We start from the raw sequence: 11,265 nt of genomic DNA on the forward strand, positions 1-11,265 counted from the left end.
GACCCAATACCCGGCTTACTCCTAACAAAAATCAGCCGCGTTAATTTCCCTGAAAACGACCATTGTCTTTTCAACAGAACATTACCCATACAAGGTTTACATTATGATCGAACATATCCATTTTAGATGCCCATGCTGCCATGGCTCCCAGTACAGAACGTCCCAGTTTGACGTGACGGAAAAAAATCCCTTTGGTGCGAAATGCATTTTCTGCAAATCGGCCATGATGATATTAGATACCATCCGTCCTCATCACCTGGGCGTGCAGTCTACTGCGCAGGCACAACAATAAGTATACGCGGGTAAAGCATGCCTGTTATCCGCCAGGCGGATGACGTCTTTTTCTCAACCTCCGTTTTTGTCGGTTGAATAATTAACAGCGGGATCAGGCAACGCTTTCATCAGGGTGGTAATATTTTTCCCTGCATTCATTTCAACGTCAAAAAAGTCCACCGCACGCAGAATAAGCCGCAAGCCTCTACCGTTTTCCGCTAACGGATCGACATCGAAATGCTCATCACCACGCGCCATCGCCAGGCGCTCGGCGGGAAAGGTTTCCCCCGCGTCGGTAAAGCGCAGCGTCACCCGTCGGTCCGCGACCCTAAATTCCACACCAAAACGACTTTCCCGATCCTCATGCAGCGCATAGCGAATAATATTCGTTGCCGTTTCACAGGCGGCGAGATCGAGCGCGAAACGCCACTCGTCCGCAACAGGCAGCGAAGCCATTTGCTGGGCAAGCCACTCCGCCAGCGGTGAAAGCGAGGTGAGTTCGGCAGGAAACATCATGTTGCTATTCACGGGCACGTCACTCATTTAACTGCGCAAGTGCCGAGGTGCGATCCTCGCAAATGCGGAAAATACGATCCATACGGGTCAGCGTGAACATATTGCGGATGCCAGGATTCAGCGCGCACAGCGTCATCTCCCCTCTCCCGTTCATCATCTTCATCAGAGAAACCAGGGTTCCCAGACCGCTACTGTCGATAAAATCAATTTCGCTGAAATCAACAATCAGATCGCCGGGCGCTTCGCCTATCTCCTGGGCGATTGCCGATTTAAAGGCTACTGCGACGGAAGCATCCAGCCGACGCACCGCCGGCGTCAGGATCGTCACCGAGGCCTGCCGTTCGGTTTCAATTTTCATCACTGTCCCCTGTACGTTCAATAATCAAGAGTGAAACATCATCGGCCATCGACTGGGTCTCCTGCGCGTCGCCATTGCGCCAGTGGATCAAGTGCCGGGCAAACCGCGGCAGCAGCGCGGGCAGCGGCTGCGTCACACTGTCCTGCAGCCACGCTTGTAAACGGACTTCGCCAAACTGTTCACCGCTCCGGTTTTCACATTCGGTGATACCGTCGCTGAACAGGCAAAGCCGCTCTCCCGGCGCCAGCGAGAAACTGACATCTGCCCATGAGAGATGGTTTATCAACCCCACCGGCGCCCCACCGCTGCCGACCGAGCGCACACCTCCATCCACGGTGACGATAAACGGCGTGGGATGCCCGGCCTGACACAGTTTCCCCTCACCGGTTGTGAGGTCGATGACGCCATAGATCAGGGTGAAATAGCTGACAATCTCTGCCTCGTCGCTACAAAAACGACCATTCAGGATCTGCACTACCTCGGCAGGTGATGCCGGCTGGTTATCAGCAGAGAAAAGAAAACGCTCAACCGCCCTGCCATGTAGAAACTGGCGGGCGACGGCAAGCGACATCATCGCCGCCCCCACGCCGTGCCCGGAGACATCCACGCAGTAAAATCCGAGATGCTCCCCCAGCGGGAACACATTAAAAATATCCCCCGATACCCAGGCCGACGGCAGGAAAATCCAGTCGGAGAAAAAACCCTGATAGCACAGCTGATGAGCCGGGAGAACCGATTGCTGAATGCGCGCCGCCAGCTCCAGATCCTGTTCAATCTGCCGCAGCGCTTCACTTAGCCGCGTATTGCGCGCGGCGAGGTCGGCTTCAAGGGAGAGGATCCGCGCCCCGGCGTGCAGTCGCGCCCGCAGTTCACTCTGCTCCACCGGCTTACTGAGAAAATCATCGGCCCCTGCCGCAAACCCTTGCGTTAAATCGCCCGGATCTTCGCGAGCGGTGAGCAATATCAGGTAAACGTAGTGACCAAACTGGCGACGGCGAACTTCCCGGCACAGCATCAGGCCATTCATCTCCGGCATTTCCCAGTCGCTAATCACCAGGCTGACGGGCTGGTTCTCCAGGATCGCCAGCGCGGCGACGCCGTTTTCCGCCTCACTGACGATATAGCCCCACTGCGTCAACATCCGGCTTAGCAACCGACGATAAACCAGCGAATCTTCAACAATCAGGACGTGCTGTGCCGACATCGCGCCTCCTAAATCGGCAAGAACCAGATAAGGCTGATCGTACCTTCACGAAACTTGCCGCTGCCGCTGTCGTGCCCCGGATAGCGGGTACCGGCATAGTTGGCATACTGCACAGAGAACGATCCTGGCGTATAGCCCGCGTAACCGAAGCTGTAGCTGTAGTCGCCATTCCACGGTTGCTGCTGGCTGCTGTCGGGGTACCAGAACGCCGTCGCACGGATAAAGAAATGTTGCTTAAAGGTATATCCGCACCCCCCGAGCAGTACGTTTTTGTTTTTGCGTATATCGTCACTCGCCAGATCGTAATAACGCGGCACCCAACTGTAGCCCACCTGGCACATGATGGCGTCGCCTTTGTTGATAAGCAGCGTATTCTCCATGGGCTTCGGCAGGGAAAATTTATATGCCAGAGTGATGGCTCCCTGCTCAAAATAGGTGTGACGCTTGCTGCCTGAGGTCCAGAAGTGGTTATCGCCATAGTTACTGTAAACCAGGCTGACGGTATTGGCATGCCAGTCGTCGTAGCCAAAACTATAGCGAAAATCGGCGGTATAGCGGCTGGTATCAGTCACCGGTAAACGGGATGTCACGTTGGCGAACCAGAAGCTGTAAGGCGAGTATTGCAGGCTGAGGTTCAGCGTCTGATTATATTTTTTCTTCTGTTCTGCGCTGTCTGAGCTGTTGGGGACGGTCATCCACTGCTCTTTTAAACCCGAACTAAAGCTCAGCGCTCCCGAAAACACCTTGTCATTCCCGGAAAAAAGCCGTCCCCAGCGGCTGGTAAACACGCCGGCCTGCACCGGTTCACCATTTTTATCACGCAGCGGTTGTGCGTCGTTCTTCTCTGCTCCTTCCGCACTTGCGATGGCGCACCATAGCGCGCAGGCCAGCATATACTTCTCCCGCATTTGCCCTTCCTTAGTTAGGTATCCAGCGTGCGGCGACGCGGTATTTGGCCATCAGCCACAGTACGCCCAGCGCGGCGGCATGGATCAAGGTGTTCACTATCCACGCCTGGCGCCACAGATCGAAGGTGACCAACTGGCTTACGGCGAGCACGATATAAACATGCAAAATGAAGGTGTAGAGCGAACGCTGCCCGAGCGGGATCAGGAACCAGCCAGCCAGCCAGTTCAGGGGACGCCAACACCAGGTCAATAACAGATAAATAGTGACCATAAGACTGATATCATTGAGGATCCGTACCGGCCCGAGGCCGTTTTTCGCCGCCCAGGTATGATAAAAGGCGTTAAACTCCGCCGGAGGGATCACGTGCATCAGTAGCGCGGGCGGCATAAAAGGATTGGTATGGTTCTGGGCGACAAACGCAAGGATAAGCGCGATGAACACCAGCGCCACGACGGCGACTTTGCCGGGTGGCGTGCGGGCGAAAGAGATCAGTTCCGCTTTGTACCAGCCGCAGCACATTCCCAGCACAAAGATAAATTGCCAGGCCAGCAGGGGAAAGGCGAATTCAAATTCGCAGGGCGTCACCCGTACCGGCCAGCGTTGCCAGCAGCCGTAGATCAGCAGCGAGACGCCCAGTAAGGGGTAGACGTGACCCTTTTGCAGCATTCCCAGAAACAACGGGCTGAGCAACAACAGAAAAATATAGAGACCGAGGATCTGCGTTTGGTGTGGGCCAATCTGCAGATAGAGGATAATGTTAAACCACGTCTCTTTTATTTGCGGGGTGAGTGGATAGAGCGACCAGCTGGTCCCGGAAAAACGATCGGTAAAGTGAGTGACTTCAAAGGCATTAATAAACGGAAAATATCTCAGCAAAAGAAAAGTGACAATAATAATAATATTAACCTGATATATTTTCCATGCGCGAAGATAAAGTCCCCAGCCCACCGTCAGTAATACAGCTTTTTGTAATCTGGCACGATTTAGCATCCCTAACATAAAGCCCGACAGGATCACAAAACCCTCGGCGCCAGTGGTCAAACCAAAACGCTCCCAGCTGAAAATATTAAATATCGACATCACTTCCGTATGCGCCACCACCATCATAACGAGAGCAATGCCGCGCATAAAGTCGATACGCAGGTCGCGTTCACCCGCCAGAGAATAACGCCAGGCCATTGATTTATAAGTTTCTTTTTTCGAAATCGCTGAGGCAACCTGGCTCATGGAGGATCCTGTCGTCTACCCTGCAACATTTATTACAAATTATTTAGATAGTGTAGAATGGGCTATCTTGCAATGTTCGTTTTATAAATTTCTCCGGCGTGCATCACACTATGTTAAGTCATCCCGGTGACTATCAGTTCGCGCTGTTGAAATTTTTGCGCCACCATCTACACTCACTTTACTGTTATTTATAAGCCCCTGTGCGTTCTGCAGAACGCCCCCAATCGATAACAGACCTGTCACTCAAACTCAGCGCGGAATCAGGATATCCTTGCTATGGATTTTTATTTTTCCCGTTTTGAACATCGTCGACCGCCTGAGCCGCTCAGCACTCCGAGCTGGGTAAGAATGATCTGGCAGGTATTCGCTGTGGCCGCCCTGGTTCTTGGTGCCAATTATATTTACTGGCGCTGGACCGCGTCCTTAAACACTGACGCACTGTGGTATGCAATCCCTCTGGTGCTGGCGGAAACCCTGGCGTGGATTGGCACAGTTCTGTTCACCATTAATTTATGGCAGGAAAAAGATCCTCCGCCAGGCGTCCCCCCGACGGAGATCAACGACTGTCTGCGAGCGGATGAAGCGGTGGAGTCGAGGCCGATTAAAGTCGATCTGTTTATCGCCACCTATTCCGAAGACGTGGAACTGGTCAGGCTGTCGATCCGTGACGCCATGCAGATGACCTATCCCGGTCCGCTCGACTATAAGGTGCATGTCCTTGACGACGGGCGTCGCCCGGAAATGAAGGCGGTCTGCGAGCAGGAGGGGGCGAACTACATCACCCGTCAGAGTAATATCGGCTATAAAGCCGGTAACCTGCGCAACGGGCTGGAACATACCGATGGCGACTTTCTGATCATCTGTGATGCCGATACCCGCGTTTTCCCAACCCTGCTGAGCCACACGCTCGGCTACTTTCGCGATCCGGACGTCGCCTGGGTGCAGACCCCGCAGTGGTTTTTCGATCTCCCTGAGGGGGAGGATCTGGCATGCTGGCTGCGGCGTAAAGCTGGCGGCGCAGGCTATGGCGTGGGCTGGCTGGCGCAGAAAATCGTCGGTCCGGTGACCATCGGTCGCGATCCGTTTTTCAACGATCCGCGCATGTTCTACGACGTGATTTTACGGCGCCGTAACTGGGCTAACGCCGCGTTCTGCTGTGGCGCCGCCTCCGTTCACCGACGGGAAGCAGTGATGCAGGCGGCACTGCGCAGCTACGTCTGGAGCGTTGATGCCGAGATCGACCGTCATACGCGGGATATTCGCGACCCGGTAACGCGGGAAGCGCTGCAGGACGCCATGCGCCCCCACGTGGCCTTTGATACTGAACTGACGCCCTATAAGTTCCACGTCTCAGAAGATATTTATACCTCCATCCTGCTGCACGGCGACGCTGCTCGCCGCTGGCGCTCAGTAATGCACCCGCGGATCGAGTCCAAAATGCTCTCTCCGCAGGATATGCTGACGTGGATGATCCAGCGCTTTAAGTATGCCGCCGGATCGCTGGATATCCTGTTCCATGACAACATCTTCAGCCGACGCCGCTTTAAACTCTCGCTGCCGCAAACGCTGATGTACGCGACCACCTTCTGGTCCTATCTGGCCTGCGTGTGGAACACCGTGTTCCTGATCTCGCCTGTTATCTATCTCTTCACCGGCATTCCCCCAGTGTCGGCGTGGTCTACCCCTTTCTATCTGCACTTTTTACCCTTTTTTATTGTCTCCGAACTGGCCTTTATGTTCGGCACCTGGGGCATTTCTGCCTGGGACGGCCGGGCCTCTTACCTCTCCTTTTTCTCGATGAATCTGCGGGCGCTGGACACCGTTTTGCGCGGGGAGCAGATTAAATTTCACGTTACGCCGAAAGAGCGACAGACGGGCCGTTTTCTCTATCTCGTCAAGCCGCAAATTGCCATCGTTTTGCTCACCCTGACGGGGCTGATATGGGGCGGCATTCAGGTGGCGCGCGGTGAGGTTGACGACCCCTCCGGGTACGTCATCAACATTTTCTGGGGCGCGGTGAATATTGCCGCCATGCTGCCGCTTATCTTTGCCGCCATGTGGACGCCCCCCGAAGAGCAGGAGGCGAGCCGATGAGGATCCGCGACGCCCTGCTATCCGCGCGCAGCTATCTCACTATCCTCATTGGCTTCCTGCTGGGTTTTGCGATTGTCGTGTGGGTGGAAAAACAAATGCCCGCGCGCGTCGAGAGCAGCGGCGGGATGACGTTGAGCCAGGATTTTCCGCCGCTCCCTCCCCCGCGCGAGCTGACCTTTGACGAGGCGATCTGGGCGCGGGTGGCCTGGCAGTATTATGTCAACAATACCCAGCCAAACGGCCTGGCCAACGCGCACGATGGCGAACCCTGGCTCAGCCTGTGGAGCGTCGGCAGCTATCTTTTCGCCGTGGTCGCCGCAGAGCAGCTGCATATTGTGACCGCCGCCGAAGGTGATGAGCGCATTGCCGCCGCCCTGTTTACCCTCGGTCAACTGCCCCTCAACGCCCAGGGATTGCCCGCCGCTCAGTACCATGCCGACACGCTGCAGATCCTCGGCAACCCGGACTCCTCCGCCATCGGTATGGGACGCCTGCTCACCGCCCTGCAAACCCTGCTCTGGCGCTATCCTCAGCACGCCGCCGCGGTGCGGGATCTGTTTAATCAGTGGCGGGTCGGCGCGCTCATCAGCAACAGCCCCGCCAGCCAGGCCGCGGCGCCGCTGCACCACTGGGCGCTGGCGGCGGATGAACCGCGGGACAGCTTTGGCTACCGGCTGTACGCCAGCCATACGCTGCGGTTGATCGACAGCGCGGCGGGGCTGGCGGTGACCAACCCGCCGCAGGGGCAGCAGATGATCGATATCGACGGCATCATGGTGCCCGACGAGGGGCTGCGCACGCCCTGGGGGCGGCAACCTTCGCTGATCAGCCTGCCGTACCTGCTCACCGGGCTTGAGCTGGGCTTTGACGCGCAGAGTGCGGAGATCGCCTGGCGCATCATGCAAATCCAGCAGCGCCGTCATAGCCTGAGGGTCAGCAAGCCGCCGATCAGCACCGACTACGCCGAGCCCGCGCCGGATTATGCCAGCGCGCTGGCGGACCGGCAGCCGCAGAGCGCCTTCGCCCCGCGCAGTGCCACCCCGGAGCAAACGGCGATCACCTCTACCCGCACCGCCTTTGCCTGGTACGCCCTGTTCCGCAATAGCTGGAGCGAAGCGCTTCGCCAGCAGGTCCAGACGCTGCAGGTCCCGGGCAAGGGCTGGCAGCGTGGGTTAAATCTCAACCGCAGCGTCAACGACGTTGTTGACGGCGATACCAACGCGATCGTGCTGGAAAGCCTGGCCTACATTTCCCGGGGGCAGATGCTGTGTCTGGCCTGCCTGAGCCCTGCCCCTCTACCCTCGTCCTCAGCAGGAGCAACGCCATGAAGCTGACCTATTTTTCCCGTTTTCCTCTGCTGGCCGGACTCATGGCGCTGTGGCTCTCACTCTCCGGCGCGCAGGCCGCGACCGGTCTGCCGGCTGCGGAATACGCCCCGCGTAGCGGGGAGCTGACGCCGAGGGAGATGACTATCGCCAGAAACGCCTGGCAATACTTCGTCGCCAACTTTCAGCCCACCACCGGGCTGGTGAATGCGGTAAACAAATACCCCTCCACCACCATGTGGGACAGCGCCTCCTATCTGGCCGCCATGACCGCAGCCCGTGAGTTGGGGATTATTGATAAGGCGGAGTTTGACCGTCGGATGCTGAAGTTTCTCGCCACGTTGAATAAGCTCGATTTATTCCGTAACGAACTACCCAACAAAGCCTATAACACGATAAGCGGACAAAAGGTTAACTACCAGAACAAGCCGGGTGAAATCGGCTTTTCGGCGCTGGATATCGGCAGAATGCTGATCTGGCTGAAGGTGATCAAGGAGCGCTATCCGGAATACAGCAACAGCATCGATAATGTGGTGCTGGGGTGGGATTTTAGCCATGTTGTCGACCCCTGCGGCACGCTGTACGGGGCGTATCTGGAAAACGGCCAGCCCAAATACGTTCAGGAAGGCCGTCTGGGATACGAGGAGTACGGCGCGGCGGGCTTTCAGCTGTGGGGATTTAACACCTGTCAGGCCAGCCGGCCGCAGCCCTACGAGCTGGCGGAGATTTACTGCGTGCTGGTCCCCTATGATTCGCGCGACCCACGGCAAACCAGCCAGCATAACTATGTGGTCAGTGAATCCTACGTGCTGTATGGCATGGAGTTTGGCTTTGATAACCCTGGTGACCGGAACAACAGCCCGCGTGAGTACTCCCATCCCTGGATGAAAAACTTCGCAGACCGGGTCTACCAGGCCCAGGAGAATCGCTACGCCATCACCGGGATCCTCACCGCCCGCTCCGAGCATCAGCTCGATAAATCCCCGTACTTTGTCTATGACACCGTGTTCAGCGACGGCTTTAACTGGAACACCATAACCGACAAAGGCCAGTTCGTACCGAATAGCGCCGCCGTGTCGCTCAAAGCGGCGATGGGGATGTGGGTGCTGTGGAACTCGCCCTATACCGATCGTTTGCTGGACGCCATTGAAAATGCGAACGAAGCGGGAAAAGGCTATTACGAGGGACTGTATGAAAACGGCGACGGGCCAATCAATGAGTTCACCGCCAACAATAACGGCATCATGCTGGAAGCGCTGCTGTTTAAAAAAGAAGGCAAACTGCTGCAGTTTTCCAGCGACAATCCGAAAAACCGCGATTTCGCGCCGTCGCTGTGGGACAAAAAGCTGGTGGATCTCTTTGAGCCCAATAACGGCCCGCGCAACCGCCCCTTCCTGAGCAATACCCCTGCCGTCAAGACATGGTGCGAACAGACCGGAACCACGCAGCGCACCCAACCCGCCTGCCAGGCCTGCCAGTGCGCCGCCTGCAAGGCTGACGAGCCCGTTAAACTTCCGCCGGTGACCGCGCAATGCTTAAAACCCTAGCTCGCTGGCTGACCGTCGCCATCCTCCTGCTGCTTATCGCCCTGGCGCTGTTCAGTCGCGAAGGCGCGTGGTGGCGCTGGCTGACCAAAGGCGGCTGGCACACCACCGCCCGTATCAGCAGCCTGACGCCGCAGGAGCGGACGTGGGCGCAGATCGCCTGGCGGTACGTCGAGAACAATACCCAGCCGCAAACCGGCCTGGTCAACGGCAGCGACAAACAGCCGCGCGCGACGCTGTGGCAGATGGGCGACACCCTTATCGCCCTGCTCGCCGCCAGAGAGCTGGGGTTGGTAAAGGAAGCGGAATTCGACGCCCGCCTGACGCCCCTGCTCGGCACCCTCAATCGCTTGACGCTGACCGACGATGGCTCGCCGGGCAGGCTATACTCCACTCAGACGGCGACCCCTGTCGACTTTAGCGGCAAACCGACGGCCAGCGGCTGGTCAGCAAAAGATATGGCCCGACTCATGCTCGCCCTGCGGCTCACCGCCGAACGCGCGCCGCAGTACGGCGAGTACATTGATAAAATTATCCTGCGCTGGAACTTCTGTCCGGTGATCGATAAAGACGGAGAGCTGTGGTCCGCCTCACTGCAGAACGGCCAGCGGACGATCCGCGAGGAGCTTCGGCTGGGAGACAGTGAATACGCCGCCAGCGCGTTTCGCCTGTGGGGATTTCCGGCCGGCAAGGCCCTCTCCCCCCCGGCGCGCCATGTGATTATTTATCAGCGCCGCCTCGCCGTTGACGACCGCGACCCGCGAGCCACCTGGCAACCCGTGGTGCTCTCTACACTGCCCGCCATGCTGCCTGGACTGGAGTTCGGCTGGCAGCCGCCCGGCGTGCCGGAGATGGCGCAAAAAGCCATGCGCGAGCGGGCGGAAGGGATATGGCTCAGCCAGAAAACGCGCTGGACGCAGGATAAGGTGCTTACCGCCCGGGCCGATTTTTCGCTTACCCAGGCGCCCTGGCACGTGGAAGATACCGTCTGGGGGAATGGCTACGCCTGGAATACGCTCGGGGACGACGGGAAGTACTACCCCCGGCTGGCGCAGGTGACCACCAAGGCGGTCTTTGTCCTGTGGACGCTGTGGGAAACCGAGTATACCGATGCGCTGATGGCGGTCACTACCCATCTTAACGACCCGCAGCGCGGCTGGTTTGAAGGGCGGGTCGAGGCCACCGGCGACGTCAACGCCACCCTCACCCTCTCCACTAACGCCATGGTGCTGGAGGCGCTGTTTTACAAACACAACGCCGGGCCGTTGTTCAAAAACGGCCTCGCGGATGACAACAGCTATTTTGCCCGCCGCGCGACGGACGAATTTAACCCGCCCCGCCGCTGCCTGCCGGGCGAGCGGGTTATGAGGAGCGCACCATGAAGTTTTATCGCGATCTCTTTGAGGCCAGCCTGAATCGCGTCGTTCCGGATCACGACAAACAGCGCTTCTTTCAGGCCTTTTACAGCACCTTTATCCATATGTCTCCGGAAACCGAGCAGCACTTCACCCAACGCTCCGGCGAGGAAGGCCAGCAGATGATCTTTAAAAGCTTTTTCGCCATGCTGGCGGTCAACGGCGACCTCTTCGTACCTGATTTTCTGGAACGGCTGGCACGCGAGCAGAGCGAGGAAGGCCTGCGCCTGCCGCCGCGTTTTTTTGCGCTGTGGCGAGAAGCCATGCTCAAAACCGTCCGCGCCAGCGATCCGCTGTGCGATGAAGAGATCCTCACTGCATGGGCAATGGCCATCGCCCCCGGGCTTGAGTATCTGCGCCGCCAGGCGGAGCTCCACTATCAGACCGCAGGTCACTGATC

At 57.6% G+C, this 11,265-nt stretch carries 11 protein-coding genes; 6 read left to right on the plus strand and 5 right to left on the minus strand.

Translation table 11 applies throughout. The features are described 5' to 3' along the window. The first annotated feature begins 103 nt into the window (after window positions 1–103). Window positions 104–292 carry a cold shock small protein YmcF gene (gene ymcF / locus ACR809_RS14380; RefSeq protein ID WP_117076657.1) on the plus strand — a complete coding sequence of 63 codons (189 nt, stop codon included), beginning with the start codon at window positions 104–106 and terminating at the stop codon, window positions 290–292. Window positions 293–345: 53 nt separating this feature from the next. Here the strand turns inward: ymcF and ACR809_RS14385 are convergent, their stop codons facing one another. The 5 genes from ACR809_RS14385 to opgC are packed head-to-tail and all read right to left on the minus strand — an operon-like array spanning window position 346 to window position 4,487. Continuing rightward, window positions 346–816, minus strand: coding sequence for an ATP-binding protein (locus tag ACR809_RS14385; RefSeq protein WP_017880145.1), 471 nt, complete (start codon window positions 814–816; stop codon window positions 346–348). After that, window positions 809–1,147: an STAS domain-containing protein gene (locus tag ACR809_RS14390; RefSeq protein WP_004179523.1), complete on the minus strand. Its 339-nt coding sequence runs from the start codon at window positions 1,145–1,147 to the stop codon at window positions 809–811. The genes ACR809_RS14385 and ACR809_RS14390 overlap by 8 nt, the downstream gene beginning before the upstream one ends. After that, window positions 1,137–2,351, minus strand: coding sequence for a PP2C family protein-serine/threonine phosphatase (locus ACR809_RS14395; RefSeq protein ID WP_004179521.1), 1,215 nt, complete (start codon window positions 2,349–2,351; stop codon window positions 1,137–1,139). Before ACR809_RS14395 ends, ACR809_RS14390 begins: the two co-directional genes overlap by 11 nt. 8 nt (window positions 2,352–2,359) lie before the next feature. Next, window positions 2,360–3,259 carry a hypothetical protein gene (locus ACR809_RS14400; protein ID WP_004892665.1) on the minus strand — a complete coding sequence of 300 codons (900 nt, stop codon included), beginning with the start codon at window positions 3,257–3,259 and terminating at the stop codon, window positions 2,360–2,362. A gap of 10 nt (window positions 3,260–3,269) precedes the next feature. Continuing rightward, window positions 3,270–4,487, minus strand: coding sequence for an OpgC domain-containing protein (gene opgC / locus ACR809_RS14405; RefSeq protein ID WP_117607337.1), 1,218 nt, complete (start codon window positions 4,485–4,487; stop codon window positions 3,270–3,272). 276 nt (window positions 4,488–4,763) lie between these two features. Here opgC and ACR809_RS14410 point away from each other — a divergent pair, with 276 nt between their 5' ends. Genes ACR809_RS14410 through ACR809_RS14430 form a run of 5 tightly spaced genes read left to right on the plus strand, consistent with a single transcriptional unit; the run spans window position 4,764 to window position 11,263 of the window. Then, window positions 4,764–6,581 carry a glycosyltransferase gene (locus ACR809_RS14410; protein ID WP_004179513.1) on the plus strand — a complete coding sequence of 606 codons (1,818 nt, stop codon included), beginning with the start codon at window positions 4,764–4,766 and terminating at the stop codon, window positions 6,579–6,581. Then, window positions 6,578–7,909 (plus strand): DUF3131 domain-containing protein, encoded by a 1,332-nt coding sequence (locus tag ACR809_RS14415; RefSeq protein WP_032445944.1) that lies wholly within the window; start codon window positions 6,578–6,580, stop codon window positions 7,907–7,909. The genes ACR809_RS14410 and ACR809_RS14415 overlap by 4 nt, the downstream gene beginning before the upstream one ends. Continuing rightward, complete coding sequence (locus ACR809_RS14420; protein WP_117607339.1) at window positions 7,906–9,453, plus strand: DUF3131 domain-containing protein; 1,548 nt, start codon at window positions 7,906–7,908, stop codon at window positions 9,451–9,453. The genes ACR809_RS14415 and ACR809_RS14420 overlap by 4 nt, the downstream gene beginning before the upstream one ends. Next, complete coding sequence (locus tag ACR809_RS14425) at window positions 9,438–10,832, plus strand: DUF3131 domain-containing protein (RefSeq protein ID WP_117607340.1); 1,395 nt, start codon at window positions 9,438–9,440, stop codon at window positions 10,830–10,832. Before ACR809_RS14420 ends, ACR809_RS14425 begins: the two co-directional genes overlap by 16 nt. After that, window positions 10,829–11,263: a globin gene (locus ACR809_RS14430; protein WP_117047065.1), complete on the plus strand. Its 435-nt coding sequence runs from the start codon at window positions 10,829–10,831 to the stop codon at window positions 11,261–11,263. The genes ACR809_RS14425 and ACR809_RS14430 overlap by 4 nt, the downstream gene beginning before the upstream one ends. The last annotated feature ends 2 nt before the right edge of the window (window positions 11,264–11,265 follow it).

The sequence above is a fragment of the Klebsiella sp. CD33 genome, assembly GCF_051992865.1.
GTDB classification, from domain to species: Bacteria; Pseudomonadota; Gammaproteobacteria; order Enterobacterales; family Enterobacteriaceae; genus Klebsiella; species Klebsiella pneumoniae.

Excerpts from the sequence above, each read along its gene's own strand:
- ACR809_RS14430 (WP_117047065.1), top strand. The coding sequence starts at position 10,829 with ATGAAGTTTTATCGCGATCTCTTTGAGGCCAGCCTGAATCGCGTCGTT.
- ACR809_RS14390 (WP_004179523.1), bottom strand. The coding sequence starts at position 1,147 with ATGAAAATTGAAACCGAACGGCAGGCCTCGGTGACGATCCTGACGCCG.
- ACR809_RS14385 (WP_017880145.1), bottom strand. The coding sequence starts at position 816 with ATGAGTGACGTGCCCGTGAATAGCAACATGATGTTTCCTGCCGAACTC.
- opgC (WP_117607337.1), bottom strand. The coding sequence starts at position 4,487 with ATGAGCCAGGTTGCCTCAGCGATTTCGAAAAAAGAAACTTATAAATCA.
- ACR809_RS14425 (WP_117607340.1), top strand. The coding sequence starts at position 9,438 with ATGCTTAAAACCCTAGCTCGCTGGCTGACCGTCGCCATCCTCCTGCTG.
- ACR809_RS14415 (WP_032445944.1), top strand. The coding sequence starts at position 6,578 with ATGAGGATCCGCGACGCCCTGCTATCCGCGCGCAGCTATCTCACTATC.
- ACR809_RS14410 (WP_004179513.1), top strand. The coding sequence starts at position 4,764 with ATGGATTTTTATTTTTCCCGTTTTGAACATCGTCGACCGCCTGAGCCG.
- ACR809_RS14400 (WP_004892665.1), bottom strand. The coding sequence starts at position 3,259 with ATGCGGGAGAAGTATATGCTGGCCTGCGCGCTATGGTGCGCCATCGCA.
- ymcF (WP_117076657.1), top strand. The coding sequence starts at position 104 with ATGATCGAACATATCCATTTTAGATGCCCATGCTGCCATGGCTCCCAG.
- ACR809_RS14395 (WP_004179521.1), bottom strand. The coding sequence starts at position 2,351 with ATGTCGGCACAGCACGTCCTGATTGTTGAAGATTCGCTGGTTTATCGT.
- ACR809_RS14420 (WP_117607339.1), top strand. The coding sequence starts at position 7,906 with ATGAAGCTGACCTATTTTTCCCGTTTTCCTCTGCTGGCCGGACTCATG.